Source organism: Enterobacter sp. FUJ80071 (assembly GCF_038739915.1).
Taxonomy (GTDB): Bacteria; Pseudomonadota; Gammaproteobacteria; order Enterobacterales; family Enterobacteriaceae; genus Enterobacter; species Enterobacter kobei.
On record NZ_JBBXKH010000001.1, the window covers coordinates 3,926,129 to 3,945,888 of the forward strand.

General features: G+C 56.8%; 20 protein-coding genes. 8 read left to right on the top strand and 12 right to left on the bottom strand.

Translation table 11 applies throughout. The features are described 5' to 3' along the window. Window positions 1-58 precede the first annotated feature (58 nt). Window positions 59-421 carry a DUF559 domain-containing protein gene (locus tag AAER43_RS19010; RefSeq protein ID WP_014885196.1) on the top strand — a complete coding sequence of 121 codons (363 nt, stop codon included), beginning with the start codon at window positions 59-61 and terminating at the stop codon, window positions 419-421. Window positions 422-495: 74 nt separating this feature from the next. Here AAER43_RS19010 and AAER43_RS19015 read toward each other — a convergent pair whose 3' ends face one another. Genes AAER43_RS19015 through trmB form a run of 3 tightly spaced genes read right to left on the bottom strand, consistent with a single transcriptional unit; the run spans window position 496 to window position 2,314 of the window. After that, a complete protein-coding gene (locus AAER43_RS19015; protein ID WP_014885197.1) occupies window positions 496-1,212 on the bottom strand; it encodes a DUF2884 domain-containing protein in 717 nt (238 codons plus the stop codon). 56 nt (window positions 1,213-1,268) lie between these two features. Next, entirely contained in the window at window positions 1,269-1,595 is a 327-nt protein-coding gene (locus AAER43_RS19020) for a YggL family protein (protein WP_014885198.1), read from the bottom strand. Beyond that, window positions 1,595-2,314 carry a tRNA (guanosine(46)-N7)-methyltransferase TrmB gene (gene trmB / locus AAER43_RS19025; protein ID WP_014885199.1) on the bottom strand — a complete coding sequence of 240 codons (720 nt, stop codon included), beginning with the start codon at window positions 2,312-2,314 and terminating at the stop codon, window positions 1,595-1,597. The genes AAER43_RS19020 and trmB overlap by 1 nt, the downstream gene beginning before the upstream one ends. 144 nt (window positions 2,315-2,458) lie before the next feature. Here trmB and mutY point away from each other — a divergent pair, with 144 nt between their 5' ends. The 4 genes from mutY to AAER43_RS19045 all read left to right on the top strand — a co-directional run bounded on the left by mutY (window position 2,459) and on the right by AAER43_RS19045 (window position 6,538). Beyond that, complete coding sequence (mutY, locus tag AAER43_RS19030) at window positions 2,459-3,511, top strand: A/G-specific adenine glycosylase (RefSeq protein WP_014885200.1); 1,053 nt, start codon at window positions 2,459-2,461, stop codon at window positions 3,509-3,511. 26 nt (window positions 3,512-3,537) lie between these two features. Next, the gene (locus AAER43_RS19035) at window positions 3,538-3,810 is read left to right on the top strand and encodes an oxidative damage protection protein (RefSeq protein WP_003862425.1); all 273 of its coding nucleotides are present in this window, start codon (window positions 3,538-3,540) and stop codon (window positions 3,808-3,810) included. 124 nt (window positions 3,811-3,934) lie between these two features. Next, the gene (gene mltC, locus AAER43_RS19040) at window positions 3,935-5,011 is read left to right on the top strand and encodes a membrane-bound lytic murein transglycosylase MltC (RefSeq protein ID WP_050861950.1); all 1,077 of its coding nucleotides are present in this window, start codon (window positions 3,935-3,937) and stop codon (window positions 5,009-5,011) included. Between the two features lie 270 nt (window positions 5,012-5,281). Continuing rightward, window positions 5,282-6,538 carry a nucleoside permease gene (locus tag AAER43_RS19045; RefSeq protein WP_014885202.1) on the top strand — a complete coding sequence of 419 codons (1,257 nt, stop codon included), beginning with the start codon at window positions 5,282-5,284 and terminating at the stop codon, window positions 6,536-6,538. Between the two features lie 88 nt (window positions 6,539-6,626). Here AAER43_RS19045 and citG read toward each other — a convergent pair whose 3' ends face one another. Genes citG through AAER43_RS19085 form a run of 8 tightly spaced genes read right to left on the bottom strand, consistent with a single transcriptional unit; the run spans window position 6,627 to window position 13,935 of the window. After that, window positions 6,627-7,430 carry a triphosphoribosyl-dephospho-CoA synthase CitG gene (citG, locus tag AAER43_RS19050; protein WP_032635576.1) on the bottom strand — a complete coding sequence of 268 codons (804 nt, stop codon included), beginning with the start codon at window positions 7,428-7,430 and terminating at the stop codon, window positions 6,627-6,629. Further along, on the bottom strand, window positions 7,408-7,947 hold the full coding sequence (gene citX / locus AAER43_RS19055; protein WP_023338783.1) for a citrate lyase holo-[acyl-carrier protein] synthase: 540 nt from the start codon (window positions 7,945-7,947) through the stop codon (window positions 7,408-7,410). Before citX ends, citG begins: the two co-directional genes overlap by 23 nt. A 2-nt stretch (window positions 7,948-7,949) precedes the next feature. Next, on the bottom strand, window positions 7,950-9,467 hold the full coding sequence (gene citF, locus AAER43_RS19060) for a citrate lyase subunit alpha (RefSeq protein ID WP_050861949.1): 1,518 nt from the start codon (window positions 9,465-9,467) through the stop codon (window positions 7,950-7,952). 10 nt (window positions 9,468-9,477) lie between these two features. Continuing rightward, window positions 9,478-10,353: a citrate (pro-3S)-lyase subunit beta gene (gene citE, locus AAER43_RS19065; RefSeq protein WP_014885206.1), complete on the bottom strand. Its 876-nt coding sequence runs from the start codon at window positions 10,351-10,353 to the stop codon at window positions 9,478-9,480. Continuing rightward, window positions 10,350-10,643, bottom strand: coding sequence for a citrate lyase acyl carrier protein (citD, locus tag AAER43_RS19070; RefSeq protein ID WP_014885207.1), 294 nt, complete (start codon window positions 10,641-10,643; stop codon window positions 10,350-10,352). The genes citE and citD overlap by 4 nt, the downstream gene beginning before the upstream one ends. Window positions 10,644-10,659: 16 nt before the next feature. After that, the gene (gene citC, locus AAER43_RS19075; RefSeq protein ID WP_050861948.1) at window positions 10,660-11,682 is read right to left on the bottom strand and encodes a [citrate (pro-3S)-lyase] ligase; all 1,023 of its coding nucleotides are present in this window, start codon (window positions 11,680-11,682) and stop codon (window positions 10,660-10,662) included. A 10-nt stretch (window positions 11,683-11,692) separates the two neighbouring features. Then, the gene (locus AAER43_RS19080) at window positions 11,693-12,556 is read right to left on the bottom strand and encodes a fumarylacetoacetate hydrolase family protein (RefSeq protein WP_045134818.1); all 864 of its coding nucleotides are present in this window, start codon (window positions 12,554-12,556) and stop codon (window positions 11,693-11,695) included. A gap of 17 nt (window positions 12,557-12,573) precedes the next feature. Next, on the bottom strand, window positions 12,574-13,935 hold the full coding sequence (locus tag AAER43_RS19085; protein ID WP_014885210.1) for a 2-hydroxycarboxylate transporter family protein: 1,362 nt from the start codon (window positions 13,933-13,935) through the stop codon (window positions 12,574-12,576). Between the two features lie 347 nt (window positions 13,936-14,282). Here AAER43_RS19085 and AAER43_RS19090 point away from each other — a divergent pair, with 347 nt between their 5' ends. Beyond that, the gene (locus AAER43_RS19090) at window positions 14,283-15,908 is read left to right on the top strand and encodes a sensor histidine kinase (protein ID WP_050861947.1); all 1,626 of its coding nucleotides are present in this window, start codon (window positions 14,283-14,285) and stop codon (window positions 15,906-15,908) included. Beyond that, entirely contained in the window at window positions 15,898-16,590 is a 693-nt protein-coding gene (locus AAER43_RS19095; protein ID WP_023337769.1) for a response regulator, read from the top strand. The genes AAER43_RS19090 and AAER43_RS19095 overlap by 11 nt, the downstream gene beginning before the upstream one ends. Before the next feature lie 54 nt (window positions 16,591-16,644). Here AAER43_RS19095 and AAER43_RS19100 read toward each other — a convergent pair whose 3' ends face one another. Continuing rightward, the gene (locus AAER43_RS19100) at window positions 16,645-18,780 is read right to left on the bottom strand and encodes an ornithine decarboxylase (RefSeq protein WP_048996882.1); all 2,136 of its coding nucleotides are present in this window, start codon (window positions 18,778-18,780) and stop codon (window positions 16,645-16,647) included. 182 nt (window positions 18,781-18,962) lie between these two features. Between AAER43_RS19100 and AAER43_RS19105 the strand changes: the two genes are divergently transcribed. Further along, window positions 18,963-19,676, top strand: a complete 714-nt coding sequence (locus AAER43_RS19105; RefSeq protein ID WP_023331294.1) for a DUF554 domain-containing protein — start codon at window positions 18,963-18,965, stop codon at window positions 19,674-19,676. Window positions 19,677-19,760 lie beyond the last annotated feature (84 nt).

Below are 19,760 nucleotides of genomic sequence, written 5' to 3' on the forward strand. Positions count from 1 at the left end.
AATTCAGGTTTTTGCATCCCGTTCTGCCAGCTGAGGGAAAGGCTGGCAGAGTGTGGGGATGGAAATTACTCGATCATACGCTAAACAGCTCAGACGCGAGCTGACGAAAGAAGAAAGACGGCTTTGGTATTTATTACGAAGCCGCCGTTTCGAAAATTATAAATTTCGCCGACAGCATCCGGCAGGAAACTACATCCTGGATTTCGCATGCTGTGCGGCTCGCCTGGCCATTGAACTGGATGGCGGACAGCATGATGAAAATCAGGAATACGATCGCCAAAGGTCGAAGTGGTTACACCAAAAGGGCTGGTATGTCATTCGCTTCTGGAACAACGAACTCTGGAAAAACGAAGAGGCTGTATTAGAAAAGATCCTTGAAACACTGCAAATGCTGCAACCCTCACCCCGGCCCTCTCCCTGAAAGGGAGAGGGAGCAAACCATCCCCTCGCCCCTTTGGGGAGAGGGTTAGGGTGAGGGGCCCAGCGCGCAGAGGATTACTTCAACGTCCCCACCAGCGCCTTCCGGCTATCTTCCAGCGACACCACGCGTTTACACACGTCTTTGCCGAACTGCTGGAAATCATCTTCCTGGTTCTTCCACTCGTTCTGAATTGAGGTCTGCAAGCCACCCAGACTGCCCAGCACGCCCTGCAGCGGGTTACCGCCGCCCTTCAGGACCGCTTTAGCCCCCATCTCGTTGATGCTGTCCTGCAGAATGCCGCCCATCGCCTGGTTCACCAGCTGCTGTCCGTCAGCACGGACCTGATCAATCGCCTTGTAGTGGAACGTCAGGCCATCAGAGCGCGTCTCGATAATCCGGTTCATCTGCTCTTTGAGCTGCTTATCGAGCTTCGTCAGGCGGGAGCGCATATTGCTGCTCTCCCCCACCTCTTTAGTAATGATCTTATCCAGCGCAACACGGCTCTTTTCGACGCGCGTCAGGGCACCTTCATTAATCCATGGCAGGGCGGTACGCAAATCGGCCTGATAGTCTTTCGCCTGCTCACGCTGTGCGGCTGTCAGATTGTACTCTTTGCCATTAAAGGTGACGTTCCCTTGCGGCGTAATCACCAGATTGCCGTTCTCGCCTTTGACCTGCACGGTTTGCGGGCTTAACACCACGTCATCACGCGGGGTGACGCTACATTTATACTCCGCATGGGCGGTGAATCCGGTTGCCATCAAAGCAACAGCCAGCAACGTTTTGCGCATCTTAAACACTCCCTCAGACAAAATGGGCCAGCTAATGCTGGCCCCGTACTGCTTTATTAGTCCCACCAAACGTCGAAAAGTTCGCTGACGCGGACATCTTCCAGCTTGTGGTCCTCAAGCCATTTACGAACTAGCGCCTGATGTTCTTCGGTGCATTTACCCACTTCCTGGGTGCAGATCAGACCTTCCCACGCCAGGTAACCGCTACCGTCGAAGGCCAGCTTGTTGGGCTCAATCACGTCGTTGATGAAGGCATCCACGTCCTGATCGATCTGTTCTACACTGGTGCCTTCCGGGAAACGCCACGCAACGGAGAAACCCACTTCCTGGAATTCTTCGATGTGCATTTTTTTACGCAGACGACGGCTACGATTCTTTGCCATTATTTCACCCTCTCGAACATTAAGTCCCATACACCGTGACCAAGACGATGGCCACGCTGTTCAAATTTCGTTACCGGACGTGAATCCGGACGCGGAACATAGTCGTTGCTTTCAGACTGGTTTTTATACCCGTCCAGAGACGACATCACTTCCAGCATATGTTCCGCATAAGGTTCCCAGTCGGTCGCCATATGGAAGACGCCGCCCAGTTTCAGCTTGCTTTTCACCAGCTCGGCAAACGGTGCCTGAACGATACGGCGTTTATTATGACGTGCTTTGTGCCACGGGTCAGGGAAAAAGAGCTGAACCATGGTTAAAGAATTGTCAGGAATCATTTTGTGCAGCACTTCCACCGCGTCATGACACATGACGCGCAGGTTCTCTACACCCTCTTCATGGGCAGTTGCGAGACACGCGCCGACGCCCGGGGAGTGCACTTCAATACCGAGGAAGTTCTGTTCCGGGCGAGCTTGCGCCATGGTCACCAGAGAGGTGCCCATACCAAAACCAATCTCCAGCGTGACTGGCGCTTCGCGGCCAAACAGCCCGGCAAAGTCCAGCGGCTGCTCGCTGAACTCAACGCCCATCACCGGCCAGTAGTTGTCCAGCGCATGTTGCTGCCCTTTTGTCAGGCGGCCCTGACGACGGACAAAGCTGCGAATACGGCGCAGCGGGCGACCGTTTTCATCAAATTCCGGTGAAATGACGTCGTTTTTCATAAAAGAGTTGTCTGCTTGTGAGAATGTTCGGGAAACGGGCATTATCCAAAGTTAAGGCGTCTATGCAAGCATGGGAAAGATCCGGTTTACAGCAGATTGACGCTGTGCTGCAATCTGCGTCCCTGATTATGTGAATCGATGACCATGCAAGCCTCTCAATTTTCAGCCCAGGTGCTGGACTGGTACGACAAATACGGGCGTAAAACCCTGCCCTGGCAAATTGAAAAAACGCCTTACAAAGTATGGCTCTCCGAAGTGATGTTGCAACAAACGCAGGTCGCCACGGTGATCCCATACTTTGAGCGTTTTATGGCACGCTTCCCGACGGTGACAGACCTGGCGAATGCCCCGCTGGACGAGGTATTGCACCTGTGGACAGGCCTGGGCTATTACGCCCGCGCGCGTAATCTGCACAAGGCCGCGCAGCAGGTCGCCACGCGCCACAACGGTAAATTCCCGGAAACTTTCGATGAAGTGGCAGATTTACCCGGCGTCGGGCGTTCAACGGCGGGAGCCATTCTCTCTCTCTCTTTGGGTAAGCATTTCCCGATCCTCGACGGCAACGTGAAGCGCGTGCTGGCACGTTGCTATGCCGTGGACGGCTGGCCCGGTAAAAAAGAGGTTGAGAAACGTCTGTGGGAGATCAGTGAAGCGGTTACCCCGGCCAACGGCGTCGAACGTTTTAACCAGGCGATGATGGATCTGGGTGCGATGGTTTGCACGCGCTCAAAACCCAAGTGCGAACTCTGCCCGCTCAATACTCTCTGCGTGGCCTACGCTAACCATTCGTGGTCGCAATACCCGGGGAAAAAACCGAAGCAGACGCTGCCGGAGCGCACCGGTTACATGCTGCTGATGCAGCACGGCGACGAGGTGTTCCTGGCCCAGCGTCCACCGAGCGGCCTGTGGGGCGGTCTATACTGCTTCCCACAGTTTGAAGATGAAGATTTGCTGCGTGAATGGCTTAAACAGCGCGGTATTGCTGCCGATAACCTAACGCAGCTGACCGCGTTTCGCCATACCTTCAGTCATTTCCACCTGGATATTGTGCCGATGTGGCTTCCCGTGTCCTCATTTGCCTCGTGCATGGATGAAGGCACCGCTCTCTGGTATAACTTAGCGCAACCGCCATCAGTCGGACTGGCGGCTCCCGTGGAGCGCCTGTTACAGCAATTACGTGCCGGTGCAATGGTTTAGCATCGACAATAAAAAGAGGAATGAGTATGGCCAGAACGATTTTTTGTACTTTCCTGCAGCGTGACGCTGAAGGCCAGGATTTCCAGCTTTATCCGGGTGATCTGGGTAAACGCATTTATAACGAGATCTCCAAAGAAGCTTGGGGACAGTGGCAGAAAAAGCAGACCATGCTGATTAACGAGAAAAAGCTCAGCATGATGAACCCGGAACACCGCAAGCTGCTGGAACAGGAGATGGTGAACTTCCTGTTTGAAGGCAAAGACGTGCATATCGAAGGCTATACGCCTCCAGAAAAATAATATTGAGCGGCTGTTGCCGGGTGGCGCTGCGCTTACCCGGCCTACAAAACCGTAGGCCCGTGCAAGCGAAGCGCCGCCGGGCAATAGCAACGACTAAGCAAACACAACACGCACGCCCGGAATGATGAAAAAACTTTTAGCGCTAGCCCTTGTTGCGCCGTTGCTGGTCTCCTGTTCGTCAAAAAAAGGCGATGATTACAACGAAGCCTGGATCAAAGACACCAACGGTTTTGACATTTTGATGGGGCAGTTTGCCCACAACATCGAGAACATATGGGGATTTAACGAAGTTCTTATTGCCGGACCGAAGGACTACGTTAAGTACACCGACGCCTATCTGACCCGTAGCCACATCAACTTTGATGAGGGTACGATCACCATTGAAACCATCGCGGGTACTGACCCTGCGGCACGACTGCGTCAGGCGATTATCAAAACCCTGCTGATGGGTGATGACCCGGGATCTATCGATCTCTACTCCGATGCCGACGATATCACCATCTCGAAAGAGCCGTTCCTGTACGGTCAGGTTGTCGATCAAACCGGTCAGCCAATCCGCTGGGAAGGTCGCGCCACGAAATTTGCCGACTATCTGCTGCAGACGCGACTGAAGAGCCGCTCTAACGGCCTGAAGATAATTTATAGCGTCACCATCAACCTCGTGCCGAACCACCTCGACAAGCGTGCGCATAAGTATCTTGGCATGGTGCGTCAGGCATCACGTAAGTACGGCGTGGATGAGTCGCTGATCCTGGCGATTATGCAGACCGAATCGTCGTTCAACCCTTACGCGGTTAGCCGTTCCGACGCCCTGGGGCTGATGCAGGTAGTCCAGCACAGCGCCGGTAAAGATGTCTTCCGCGCGCAGGGCAAATCCGGCACGCCGAGCCGTAGCTATCTTTTCGATCCCCAGAGCAACATTGATACAGGCACGGCCTATCTGGCGATGCTGAACAATGTTTATCTCGGCGGCATCGATAACCCGACCTCACGCCGCTATGCCGTAATCGCCGCCTATAACGGCGGCGCGGGCAGCGTGCTGCGCGTCTTCTCGAACGACAAAGTGCAGGCCGCGAACATCATCAACAGCATGGCGCCGGGGGATGTCTACTCCACCCTGACCACCCGCCACCCGTCTGCGGAGTCCCGCCGCTATCTGTATAAGGTCAATACGGCGCAGAAGAACTATCGTCGTCGATAATCAACACACCTTCTCCTGCAAGGAGAAGGTGTTCTGCTTTCCCTCTCCCCGTGGGAGAGGGTCAGGGTGAGGGCATCAGGCCGCACTCACTCACCCCACCCATACGAAAATGTTATTTGCATCACAATCCAAACTGCAAATTAATGTGGATTGCATTTTTTTGCGGGAGGTAACAAAACATATCGTTGCCAACTGATAGAATTGCATCAAATAACAACCCTGAATGTTCCAAAAACAACATATCTCCCGCTCACTTGTGAGGAAAGTAACATGAACCTTAAGCTGCAGCTTAAAATATTGTCGTTTCTGCAGTTCTGCCTGTGGGGTAGCTGGCTGACTACACTCGGCTCCTATATGTTTGTGACGCTCAAGTTCGATGGTGCGTCAATCGGTGCCGTCTACAGCTCGCTGGGTATCGCGGCGGTCTTCATGCCAACACTGCTCGGTATCGTGGCGGATAAATGGTTAAGTGCGAAATGGCTGTACATGCTTTGCCATCTGGTGGGCGCGGGGACGCTGTTTATGGCGGCCGAAGTGACCACGCCAGGGGCAATGTTTATGGTGATCCTGCTTAACTCGCTGGCCTATATGCCAACGCTTGGGCTGATCAACACCATCTCTTACTACCGCCTGAAATCTGCCGGGATGGATATCGTGACCGATTTCCCGCCAATCCGTATCTGGGGCACCATCGGCTTTATCATGGCAATGTGGGGCGTGAGCTTCGCAGGCTTTGAACTGAGCCATATGCAGCTCTACATCGGTGCCGCGCTCTCCGTGCTGCTGGCGATCTTCACCCTGACGCTGCCAACCATTCCGGTTTCAAACCAGCAGAAAAACCAGAGCTGGAGCACCATGCTCGGTCTGGACGCGTTCGCGCTGTTTAAAAACAAACGGATGGCGATCTTCTTTATCTTCTCCATGCTGCTGGGCGCAGAGCTGCAGATCACCAACATGTTCGGCAACACCTTCCTGCACAGCTTCGATAACAATCCGCTGTTTGCCGGAAGCTTTATCGTTGAGCATGCGTCGGTGATGATGTCCATCTCTCAGATCTCTGAGACGCTGTTCATCCTGACCATCCCGTTCTTCCTGAGCCGCTACGGCATCAAGAACGTCATGCTGATCAGTATCGCGGCATGGATGTTGCGCTTTGGTCTGTTCGCCTACGGCGACCCGAGCGCATTCGGCACCGTACTGCTGGTGCTGTCGATGATTGTTTACGGCTGTGCCTTCGACTTCTTCAACATTTCCGGTTCCGTATTCGTGGAAAAAGAAGTGAAGCCTGAAATCCGCGCCAGCGCACAGGGCATGTTCCTGATGATGACCAACGGCTTCGGCTGTATTCTGGGCGGCGTGGTGAGCGGTAAAGTGGTAGAGATGTACACCACCAACGGCATCACCAACTGGCAGCCGGTGTGGCTGATCTTCGCCGCATACTCGCTGGTGCTGTTCTTCGCGTTCATCGCGCTGTTCAAGTACAAGCACGTGCGTGTGCCGAACGGTGCTCAGCCGATCGCGCACTAATCTTTGGTGTGTTGTGCCCGGTGGCGCTAACGCTTACCGGGCCTACAAAACCCAACCGTAGGCCGGGTAAGGCGAAGCCGCCACCCGGCTATTTTATTGCAGAAAGCACCCACCCCACTGACAGCAAATCCGCGCTGCCCCCCGGACTCAGATTGCGTTCTATCAATGCGATATCCATTTTAAGCAACGCTTCGCGGTCCCAGCCGTTAGCCAGCAATTCCCGCGCGTAGTCCTGAACGTAGCGCAGCCCTTCCATGCCACCGCGCGACACCAGATTGCTGTCCTGATTGACTGACATCAGGCGTAACAGCAGGCTGTGAAGCGACCGTCCGTTCCACTGTGCCAACGCCTTACGCACCGTGGCAAAGCCGCTTTCCGCCTCACCGCGCGCGCCGGTTAAGCCGTGCTGCTGAAACTGCCGCTCGCCCGCCGTCGCCTGCCCGCTGCGCGCGGCCAACTCTCGCGACACCAGCCCGCGGCAGATGTTACCCACCTCACAACAGAGGCTGTCCGCAGAAAGATTGTTCACACGTCCGGCGGCGAAGCACAGTAAACCCAGGGCAAAAATCCCGCCTTTGTGCGTATTCACGCCGTTCGTCGCGGCGTACATCGCCTGCTCGCAGGCCATCCCCATTGGGCGGATAATCCGTAGCTGTGCGTCAGCGGGCTTATCCGCATGCGCGTTACCAAGTTCAGCAAAGCGCGCAAACCACGGCGTAATCGCCGCAATACTGCGGGCAAACAGCGCGTGGTCCATATCGCGGTGGGAACCGTTATTGAGCTTGTCCACCAGCCCCGGTTTGGGCGTCAGCTCCAGCTCCTGCCACAGTGCCGCTTCGGCAAGCGCGGGCACGTCCGCAATGCGGGGTTTAGTCGCGAGCAAACCAGTCATCAATCATCTTCTCCACCCGGGAAACCACCTGCTCAACGGGATGGTTCCGCGAGCGGGAACAGGCATGCGCAGGTTCGTCGCAGATCAGGCAGCGTCTGAGATTTGCCCCCAGCGAATGACGCCCGACGTGGCCATGCTGAGGGCAGATAACATCCAGATCCCACAGCCTGCCGAGCGGGTGCGTCTGCTCCAGATCCGCGCAGTGCGCTTTAATTTCCGCTGCCGGATGAGCCACGCACCACAGGGCCTCGGGCCCGGTCGGAAGCCACAGCACCTGACGGTCCAGCACCTGCCAGCGGTTCTCCCATAGCAGCTGGTCGCACGTCTGGAGCGCTACGCCCATGGTGTTGCGATAGCGCAGGCTGTCTTTAATTTCCCCTGGCGTGACCAGCGTGAGGGAAATCACCGGTTGTTGATAGTGCTCAAGCATGTCAGCCTGACGCGCTGCGCGGCGCTCTTTCGCCGCCAGCAGTTCGTCCAGGCTGACACCCGTCCGCACGGGTGTCGCTACTGTCATAATCACTCCTTCACCTGTCGCACTGTGTCGATCACGCTGCCGTCGCGGTAGCGGATCACCCCGACGATTTTGTCGGTAAACTCAATCGGCTTCGGTACGCCCGTCAGCGATATCGCCCGTTCATAGAGCGCGTTGATATCCACAATCTTCAGCCCGGCAGCCATCAGCCGCTCACGCACCTCCGGGCGCGCCGGGTTAACCGCAATGCCGTGATCGGTGACCAGCACGTCGATGCTCTCACCCGGCGTGAGGCGCGTGGTGACGCGCTTCACGACCGTCGGAATGCGGCTGCGCAGCAGCGGCGCAACGACGATGGTGAGGTTCGCCGCAGCGGCCACGTCGCAGTGTCCGCCGGACGCGCCGCGCATCACGCCGTCGGAGCCGGTGATGACGTTGACGTTGAAATCAACGTCGATTTCGAGGGCGCTGAGGATCACCACGTCGAGCTGGTCGCAGCTTGCCGCCTTGCTGCCGGGGTTGGCGTAAACATTGGTGGAGATCTCCACGTGGTTCGGGTTGCGCGCCAGAGACGCCGCCGCCTGGCCGTCAAAGCACTGGGTGTCGAGCAGCTTTTCGATGAGCCCCTTCTCGTGCAAATCCACCAGGCTGCCGGTGATGCCGCCAAGCGCGAAGCGCGCCTTCACGCCGCTGCGCTCCATTTTCTCTTCCATAAAACGCGTGCAGGCGGTCGCCGCCGCGCCGGAGCCGGTCTGCATTGAGAAGCCCGGGTTAAAGTAGCCGGAATGTTCAATCACGTCCGCCGCATAGCGGGCGATCATCAGCTCGCGCGGGTTGCTGGTGACGCGCGCCGCGCCAACGCTGATTTTCGCCGGGTCACCGACGCTCTCAACCTGCACGATGTAGTCCACCTGGTCCTGCACCAGGCTGGCAGGCATGTTGGGGAACGGCACCAGTTCTTCGGTCAGCAGCACCACCTTGCGGGTAAAGTGCGCATCCACCATGGCGTAGCCCAGCGAGCCGCAGCAGGATTTACCGTGGGTGCCGTTGGCGTTGCCAAACTCATCGCTGCACGGCACGCCGAGAAACGCCACGTCGATATTCAGCTCGCCGTCCTGCAATAGCTTCACGCGCCCGCCGTGGGAGTGAATTTGCACCGGCTCGTCCATCAGCCCGTGGGAGATGGCATCCGCCAGCCTGCCGCGCATTCCGGAGGTGTAAATGCGGGTGATGACGCCGCTTTCAATATGCTCAATCAGCGCGTCATTGCAGGTCATCAGCGAGCTGGAGGCCAGCGTCAGGTTTTTGAAACCCATTCGCGCCAGCAGCGCCACGACGGTGTTGATCACCCGGTCGCCTTCGCGAAACGCGTGGTGGAAAGAGATGGTCATCCCGTCCTGCAGGCCGCAGCGCTTCACCGCCTCTTCAACGGAGGCGCAGAGTTTGCGGCTGTGCTTCGCGTCAGCATCCGCCAGCCACGGCGTCGCGCTGTGGGCGGTATCAAACGGTTTTAAGCCCCGCAGATGGGGGAAATTCATATGGAGAAGTTCAGTCTGGTTCATTCTGTCATCCTTACCGACGCACGCCGGAGGCCGCCGCGCGCTCCAGCACCACCTGCGCGTGGTTAATAATCGGTGCATCCACCATTTTGCCGTTGAGCGACACCACGCCCAGGCCGTTACGCTCGCCCTCTTCTGCCGCCTCAATCACTCGCTTCGCGTGTTCCACCTCTTCCTGCGTCGGGGCGTAAGCGTTATGCAGCAGGTCAATCTGGCGCGGGTTAATCAGCGATTTGCCGTTAAAGCCCATCTTGCGGATCAGATCGACCTCGCGCAGGAACCCGGCCTCGTCGTTAACGTCTGACCACACCACGTCGAAGGCGTCGATGCCCGCCGCACGGGCGGCGTGCAATACGGCGCAGCGGGCGTAGAACAGCTCGGTGCCGTCGCCGCGCTCGGTCTGCATATCCATCACATAATCAAAGGCGGCCAGCGCGATGCCGATGAGGCGCGGGGAGCTGCGGGCAATCGCCACGGCATTTATCACGCCAATGGCCGATTCAATCGCCGCCATGACGCGGGTAGAGCCGACCTCGCGGCCGCACTCGCGTTCAATACGCGCCAGGTGACCCTCCAGCTCGTAGATATCGTCCGGGGTATCGGTTTTCGGCAGGCGAATCACGTCCACGCCCGCCCGCACGGCGGCTTCCAGATCCAGCAGGCCAAACGGCGTGCTCAGCGGGTTAATGCGCACCACGGTTTCGATATCCTGATACATCGGGTGCTGTAGCGCGTGGAACACCAGCATGCGCGCGGTGTCTTTCTCGCGCAGGGCAACAGCATCTTCCAGGTCAAACATGATGGAATCAGGCCGGTAGATAAAGGCGGTGGAAAGCATGGCGGCGTTGGCGCCCGGCAGGAACAGCATACTGCGGCGGAGTTTGCTCATTTCAGCGCCCCCCAGTTGATGGTTTGATCATCGGCGGCACGCATCAGCGCGCTTTGCAGGCGGGCGCGAATAACACAGTCCAGCGCCCCTTTATCTTCAATAATGATGAGTCCCTGGTGCACGTTCATGGCGCGCAATGTGTCGTTGACCACCTGGCGAATCTGCTCGCCAAACTGCTTAATCACTTCACTGTGGATGACTATCTCCAGCTCGCCGTGAGCGGGAGCGATTTTCACCATCAGGTCGCTGGACTCCTGCGTGCCGGCCAGCGCCTCCCTTACAATATTCATGATAAATTCCTGGTAGTTATGCGACTTCGGCACTCGCACGGTAATGCGTTTCGAGATGCGCGAAGGTGGAGTCCGGGACAATCTCCCGGATCCGGGAAAACTGCTGTGCCTTGAGTAAACGGCGCACTTCGGACGCGGAAATGGCGTTGCCGGTGGCCTTGATGCGCGGCATTTCCACCACCTCAATATGCGAGGCCAGCAGGTCGTGTAGCGTCTGGTTGTACTGCCGGGTGATATCGCAAAAGGGCTCCGAGCCGATGAAGCGGTGAGTGATGCCCAGCGCCGGGGCAATAAAGTCCCGGAAAATCAGCACGTCGATTTCACTCCACGCCTGCTGCACTTTGCCGGTCTCCTTCAGGAAGTAGGCCGGGAAGGTGGCGCGGGAGATGATGTACTGCGAGCCTTCATGCACCACCACGTTCGGCAGATGCGCCACGCCCGCCCGCACCATCTCAATGCGCGCGCTAAACGGGAAGAACGACGCATCTTCACGCACCACGAAGAGATGCAACGCATCGCACTGCGCCGCCGCCTGCTCCACCAGATGGCGATGGCCGAGGGTGAAGGGATTGGCGTTCATCACTATCGCGCCAATGTTCTCCCCGCTTTTGCGCTTCGCGCGCAGGGAACGGCAGTAGCGTTCGATCCCCTGCGGGGTGTTCTCCATCAGCACCGCGTTGTTTCCGCTCTGGGCAATCGGCCAGAAGCCACTGCGGGCAAAGCGCTCCCGGTTGCACGGACGGGTGCAGAGGAAGAGGTGAAAATGGCCGCGCTCCAGCGCCGCATTTTCCACCTCAGCCAGCAGCCGCGCGCTGAGGTTCTCGCCGCGAAGCTGCTCGTTGACCGCCACGCATTTGATGACGTTGGCGGCAAGCCCTGCGCAACCCACCAGCTGCGAGCCGGACCAGGCTTCGACAAACAGCGTGATGTCGTTGTCCAGGCCAAGGCCGCTGTCTGCCAGCAGGTAGCGGATCTGGCTTAAGCGTTCCGGATGCTTCGCCACCAGAGTGTGGCGAAAATCGATGGGTTGACTGTTCATGCCGTTTTACTCAGTGTGCTGCCGCAAGCCCGACGGCGGGCGCTTCCACGATCACGTTGCTCAGATGACCGATATGCTCGATCTCCACCTCAATGCGATCGCCCTCTTTCATAAACAGCGGCGGGTTACGCTTTTTCCCCACCCCGCCCGGGGATCCGGTGATGATCACATCGCCCGGGCTGAGGCGGGTGAAGGTGCTGATGTACTCGATCAGCTCCGCAACCTTGTGGATCATGCTGCTGGTGTTGTCTTCCTGCACCATGCGGCCGTTCAGCCAGGTGCGGATTGCCAGCTGGTGCGGATCCGGGATCTCATCCGCCGTCGCCATCCAGGGGCCAAACGCGCCGGTCTGACGCCAGTTTTTTCCGGCTGTAAACCAGGTGTGCTGCCAGTCACGGGCGGAGCCGTCCATGTAGCAGCTGTAGCCCGCCACGTGGCGCAGCGCGTCGTCGCGGCTGATGTTCTCCCCACCTTTGCCGATGATCACCGCCAGCTCGCCTTCGTAGTCGAATTCACTGGAGTGGCGCGGCTTCAGCACCGGTTCGTTATGGCCGGTCTGTGAATCCGGGAAGCGGACAAACAGCGTCGGGGCCGGGTTATGCTGGTCAAACTCCTTGCGCTTGTCTGCGTAGTTCATGCCCACGCAGAGAATTTTTTCCGGCTGCTCAATCACCGGTAAGAAGGTGATAGCGCTCATCGGCACGTCCACCGCGTCGTTCAGGTAGCGGGTGGCCTGCGCCAGCCCGTTGCCCTGCAGCAGCGCCTTGAGGTCGCTGTAGCGGTCGCCGAGACGGCGGCCTAAATCAATCACGCCGTCGGCCTGGACGATGCCGTAGCTGCGTTTTCCCTGGTATAAAAAGCTTGCGAGTTTCATTGTTCTTTCCTGAAAACTTAAACGAGGAAGTTGCCCAGAATCAGCAGAGAGATAGAGACGTTAATCGCTCCGCCGATACGGGTAGCAATCTGGGCGAACGGCATCAGGCTCATGCGGTTGCCTGCGGTCAGGATCGCCACGTCGCCGGTACCGCCCTGCCCGCTCTGGCAGCAGGAGACGATGGCGACATCAATCGGATGCATACCGATCTTTTTGCCGACGAAGAAGCCGGTCGCCACCAGCGCAGAAACGGTGCTGACAATCACCAGCAGGTTGCTGACGGTGAACGCCGCCACCAGTTCGTGCCACGGGGTGATAGCCACGCCGACGGCGAAGAGGATGGGGTAGGTCACGGAAGTCTGGAAGAATTTGTAGACGACCTGCGAACCTTCCAGCAGGCGCGGAGAGGCGCCGTTGCAGAGCTTCACCAGCACCGCCATAAACAGCATGCCGACCGGGGCTGGCAGGCCAATGAGCTTGTGGCCGAGCATGCCCAGCATGTAGAGCAGCACCGCCAGCAGGGCGCCAGAGGCGATTGTGGTCACGTCCGCTTTACCAGAGAACGCAGGCTGAGAGACGGTGGTATCGGCATTGGCGCGGTTAGGCATCAGCTGGCCTTCACCGGTCAGGTGCGGGTAGCGCTTACCAAGCTGGTTCAGGCAACCGGAGATAATGATCGCGGTCAGACCGCCGAGCATCACCATCGGCAGCACGCGGCCGAGCGCTACGCCCTGGTCCATGTGCAGCAGGGTGGCATAACCGATGGAAAGCGGAATTGCGCCTTCCCCGACACCGCCCGCCATAATGGGCAGAATGATAAAGAAGAAGATCTGGAACGGCTCCAGGCCCAGCGCGAGACCAACGCCCATCCCCACCAGCATGCCGACAATTTCACCGCACAGCATCGGGAAGAAGATGCGCAGGAAGCCCTGAATCAGCACCGTGCGGTTCATGCTCATGATGCTGCCGACGATAATGCAGCAGATGTAAAGATAGAGAATATTGGTGGATTTATAGAACTTCGTGGTGGACTCGACCACCACATCCGGCAGCAGGCCGTAATAGACCAGCGCGGAAGGGATAAAGGTGGCGCAAATCGCCGCCGCACCGAGCTTGCCGACAATCGGCAGGCGCTTGCCAAACTCACCGCAGGCAAAGCCGAAGAAGGCCAGGGTCGCTACCATCACCACGATGTCGCTCGGCAGCTTTCCGCCCAGACAATCAATCGCAATCAGTGCGCCCGCCAGAACAAACAGCGGCAGAGGGATAATCCCGATTTTCCAGGTATCCATAATATGCCACCAACGCTCTTTGAGCGAGGGTCGCTGAATTTCAATCGGGTCGTGGGTAACAGAGAAAGAATCGTCAGTTGTGCTCATAATAAGCCCCTTGGTTATTTTGTGCGTTCAGCTTAGAGTCACAAAGGCTTACTTTATGTGAGGGATGACATATTAAAAGCGAAGTTTTAATGGCCACTATGGTTTTAATGGTTTCTTTTATTTAATGTGATTTATGCCTTATTTATTATCGTGGTTTTTATGGTTTCTTTTCTGAATTGAACAAACAAATAACATTTATTCATATAGCCTGAACGAGGTAAGCCCTCAGGATAAATCTTTTACAGCACCCGCTGTGCAAGGGATCACAAGTTTTCGGCAAAGCGCAGGCAGCAACAGAAAAAAAGATGATATATTGGCGTTCTTTGTCGCTACCTTGCGTGATAGTTATGAAAGTCTCTTTCCAGATTAAGTTGTTTATTTCGCTGGTTGCCTTTTTCTCAGTGCTTTTTGCGTTGCTGGGCGGATATTATTATGCCGATGTCGGTAAGCAGCTTTATCAGGAAATGAGTGCGCGCGCAAAAATACAGGCGGAGGAGATTGCGCTTATTCCGTCATTACGCAATGAAGTTGAACAAAAAGATATCACCGCGATCCATGATTTTATGCAGAAAATGGCTGCCCATAGCGATGCCAGCTTTATTGTCATTGGAGATAACACGGGAAAGCACCTTTTTCATTCCGTCTTTGCCGACAGAGTGGGCACGACGCTGGTTGGCGGCGACAATGAGGCCGTCCTGCAGGGGAAAAGCACGACAACCATCCGTAAAGGCGGACTGGGTATTTCGCTGCGCAGTAAAGCCCCTATTTTCAACGATGCCGGGCAGGTGGTTGGCATTGTTTCCGTGGGCTATCTCACCAGCTACCTGGATACCATTACCGTCAGTAAAGTGGTCAATATCCTGATTGCCGCCGTGCTGCTGCTTTTGGCCCTCTTTATCTTCTCCTGGTTCTTTACCCGCAGTATAAAGAAGCAGATCTTCTCCCTCGAACCGCGAGAAATCGGCCTGCTGGTACGTCAGCAAAAGGCGATGATGGAATCTATCTACGAAGGGGTGATTGCCATTGATAACGAGCGGCGCATAGAAGTGATCAACCAGGCGGCGCGCAAACTGCTGGGGCTGAGCCAGCCGGCACGTGAACTGCGCGGGCAGTTGATAAGCCAGGTGATCGATCCGGTCCCGTTCTTCGACACGCAGACGATGCTGGCTAAAGATACCCACGATGAGATTTGCCGTTTTAACGATCTCACGGTGATTGCCAGCCGGGTTCACATCATGCTTGAGGGCTCGCTACAGGGCTGGGTGATCACCTTCCGCGATCGCAACGAAATCGACTCTCTGAGCGCCCAGCTCAGCCAGGTAAAGCGCTATGTCGATAACCTGCGCATTATGCGCCACGAGCAGTTAAACCGGATGACCACCCTCTCCGGCCTGCTGCATATGGGCCGCTATGAGGAGGCGATTGGCTACATACAGGCGCAGTCGGAACATGCCCAGGAGCTGCTGGACTTTATCTCTTCGCGCTTCTGCTCCCCGACCCTGTGCGGCCTGCTGCTCGGGAAAGCCGCCCGAGCGCGGGAAAAAGGTGTCGAGCTGAGTTTCGACCCGGCCTGTCGGCTGGATAAGCCGTTCCTGCCGCTTGGGGAGCAAGAGTTGATTTCGATTATTGGTAACCTGCTAGATAACGCCATCGAAGCAACACAGCGCTCGCCGCTTCCCCATGCGCCGGTGGAAGTCCTGATAAAACTCAGCGAACAGGAGCTGATTATTGAAGTCGCCGACCAGGGCGTAGGCATTAAACCGGAGATCCGTGAGCGGATCTTTGAACGCGGCATCACCACCAAAACACGCGGCGATCATGGGATTGGTCTGTATCTGATCGAAAGCTACGTTACGCAGGCTGGCGGCGCGATAGAAGTTGCCGATAATACCCCACGCGGCGCCATTTTCTCATTGTTTATCCCGGCCTCGGGAACCGTCCGGCAACTGGAAGACACCGACTATGCAACATGAACTTATCGACGTACTGATTGTTGAAGACGAGAACGAACTGGCACAGCTGCACGCGGAGCTCATCAGCAAACACCCGCGTCTGAGACTGGTGGGGATTGCCTCGTCACTGGCCGACGCGCAGGTTCAGCTTGAGCGTAAACAGCCTCAGTTGATGCTGCTGGATAACTATCTGCCGGACGGCAAAGGCATCACCCTTATCAGTAACCCGATGCTGACCCGCGCCAACTGCTCGGTGATTTTCATCACCGCCGCCAGCGATATGGACACCTGCAGCCAGGCCATCCGCAACGGCGCGTTTGACTATATCCTCAAGCCGGTTTCCTGGAAGCGTCTCAGCCAGTCGCTGGAGCGCTTTGTGCAATTTGCCGAACAGCAGCGCGTCTGGAAGATTGTCGATCAGCAAAACGTCGATTCACTGTATCAACTCCAGGCGAAGAACTACCGCCAGGACAACGGCAGCAAAGGGATTGAGGAGAATACGCTGGCACGGGTGCAGGCGCTGTTCAACGACAAGGCGACGCACTGCTTTACCGTGGATGAGGTGGTGAGCGAAACGGGGTTGAGTAAAACCACTACCCGGCGCTATCTGGAGCACTGCGTGGAGGCGGGGTTTCTGAGCGTGGAGATGCTGTACGGGAAGATTGGGCATCCAAGGAGGATGTACAAGCGTAGTGCGGTTTGATGAAACGTTCCCTCTCCCTGTGGGAGAGGGTTAGGGTGAGGGCAGCAGCCCGCACTACCTCAACACATATCCATACAGCCGTTTAATCCCGTCCGCATCCTTCTCGCTGTATACCCCCTGCAGCTCCGGCGAGAAGCCCGGCAGCAGGTTGATGCCCTCTTCCAGCGCCAGGAAGTAACGCTGTACCGCCCCGCCCCAGACTTCACCCGGCACCACGCACAGCACGCCAGGCGGATAGGGCAGCGCCCCTTCGGCAGCAATGCGCCCTGCGGCATCCCGTATGCGCACCAGCTCCACGTTACCGCGAATGTAGGCCTGGTTCGCATCCTGTGGATTCATCACCACCTCAGGCAGGCTTTCTTTGCGGAACATCGCCTTCTGCAGATCTTTTACGTCAAAGCTGACATAAAGATCGTGCATCTCCTGACACAACTGGCGGAGGGTGTAATCCCGGTAGCGCACCGGGTATTTCTGGTAGATGGTCGGCAGTACGTCCGCCAGCGGCGTATCGTCTTCAATATGCTGCTCGAACTGTCCCAGCATTGCCACCAGCTGCGCCAGCTTCTCGCTGCTTTCAGCTGGCGTCAGCAGGAACAGGATTGAGTTGAGATCGCATTTCTCCGGCACGATGCCGTTTTCGCGCAGGTAGTGCGCAAGAATGGTCGCCGGAATGCCGAACCCGGTATATTCCCCGGTTTCCGCATCAATACCCGGCGTGGTCAGCAGCAGCTTGCACGGGTCGACAAAGTACTGCTCGCGGGCATAGCCCTCAAACCCGTGCCATTTCGCCCCCGGCTCGAAGCTGAAGAAGCGGCGCTCGCTGGCAATGGCGTGCGTCGGATGATCCTGCCACGGCCGCCCCGCCACCACCGGCGGGATAAACGGCTTAATCATATGGCAGTTGGCAATGATCGCCTTGCGCGCCTCAATGCCCAGCTCAACACACTCCGCCCACAGCCTGCGCCCACTCTCGCCTTCATGAATTTTGGCATTCACATCCAGCGCTGCAAACAGCGGATAAAACGGGCTGGTGGAGGCGTGCAGCATAAATGCATTGTTCAGCCGCTTATGGGGGCAAAACCGCGCCTGGCCACGAATGTGGTTATCCTTTTTATGGATCTGCGACGTTTGCGAGAACCCGGCCTGCTGCTTATGCACCGACTGGGTCACAAAAATGCCAGGATCGTTCTCGTTCAGCTCCAGCAACAGCGGAGACGTTTCCGCCATCATCGGAATAAATTGCTCGTAGCCCACCCAGGCAGAGTCAAACAGGATGTAATCACACAGATGGCCGATCTTGTCGATCACCTGACGGGCGTTGTAGATCGTGCCGTCATAGGTGCCAAGCTGGATGATCGCCAGGCGGAACGGACGCGCCTCGTCGGCTTTCTCCGGCGCAGCCTCGCGGATAAGATCGCGCAGGTACGCGTCATCAAAACAGTGCTCGTCAATCCCGCCAATAAAGCCAAATGGATTACGCGCAGCCTCAAGATACACCGGCGTGGCCCCTGCCTGAATCAGCGCCCCGTGGTGGTTGGATTTATGGTTGTTGCGGTCGAACAGCACCAGATCGCCACGCGTCAGCAGCGCGTTGGTCACCACCTTGTTGGCCGCCGACGTGCCGTTCAGCACGAAGTAGGTTTTATCCGCATTGAACACTTTCGCCGCGAACTTTTGCGCATGCTTGGCGGACCCTTCGTGGATCAGTAAATCCCCGAGTTTCACGTCAGCATTGCACATGTCGGCACGAAACACGTTCTCACCGAAGAAATCAAAGAACTGTCGTCCCGCCGGATGCTTTTTGAAAAACGCCCCGTGCTGGTGACCAGGACAGGCGAAGGTGCTGTTACCCATCTCCACGTACTGGCTCAGGGTGTCGAAAAACGGCGGCAGCAGATTCTCTTCGTAACGGCTGGCAGCAGTCTCCAGTTCCAGAAACTCCTGCGCTTTCCCCGAGATGACCGCGGTAGCACCGTCAGGCACGTCCGTGTGCTCCTGCGAGAAAATAAACACCGGTAACTGAAAGCCCGTGCGTTTCAGCAACGCGAGAATACCGCTGCGACTTTCAGCAGTTGTCATGACGACTGCCGCCACATCGGTAAAATCCGTGTTATCCAGCGTCACCTTTTCACGGTGGGTTGAGACAGTGGAGAGCAGCTCGCGGCTGACGGCAATTTTCATGGTTTTCATAGGCGCTAGTTACCCTCACCGAATGGTGAGACAGGGAGGAGAAAATTCGCGCAATAATGTCACCTTTTATTTTTAGGTGCAAGAAGGAATCAATATGCACAAAACCTTCCAAAGCTAAGCGTAATGCCCGCTTTGCGTGTCATAATCATGCAATACCAATGATTAAGTAACAGGAGTTAGCGGTGGTAATTGGACCCTTTATCAACGCCGGCGCAGTGCTGCTGGGCGGCATACTTGGCGGCGTGTTAAGCCAGCGGCTACCGGAGCGTATTCGTACCTCCATGCCGTCTATTTTTGGCCTGGCCTCGCTGGGCATCGGCATCCTTTTAGTCATCAAATGCGCCAACCTGCCCGTCATGGTGCTGGCAACGCTGCTCGGCGCACTGATTGGCGAATTTTGCTATCTGGAAAAGGGCATCAATAACGCGGTAGGCAAAGCCAAAAACCTGATTGCCCGACCCGGTAAGGCGAAAAACGGTTCGCACGAGTCGTTTATTCAGAACTACGTTGCGATCATTATTCTGTTTTGTGCCAGCGGCACCGGGATATTCGGTTCGATGCAGGAAGGGATGACGGGCGACCCGAGTATATTAATTGCGAAAGCGTTTCTCGATTTCTTCACCGCCACCATTTTTGCCACCACGCTCGGTATCGCCGTCGCGGCAATTTGCGTCCCGATGCTGCTGATTCAGCTGGCTCTCGCCACCTGCGCCGCGCTGATACTCCCGCTGACTACGCCGGCAATGATGGCGGACTTTACTGCCGTCGGCGGCCTGCTGTTGCTGGCGACCGGGTTACGCATCTGCGGGATTAAGATGTTTGCCGTGGTGAATATGCTGCCCGCGCTGCTGATCGCCATGCCGCTCTCAGCGCTCTGGACGCGCTTTTTCGCTTAAGAGTGCGGCGAAATGGCGAGAGATTGCGCAGTCCGTAACGAAAACAACATTTTTCGTTGACGGCAGGAAGCAGATCAGGTTTAA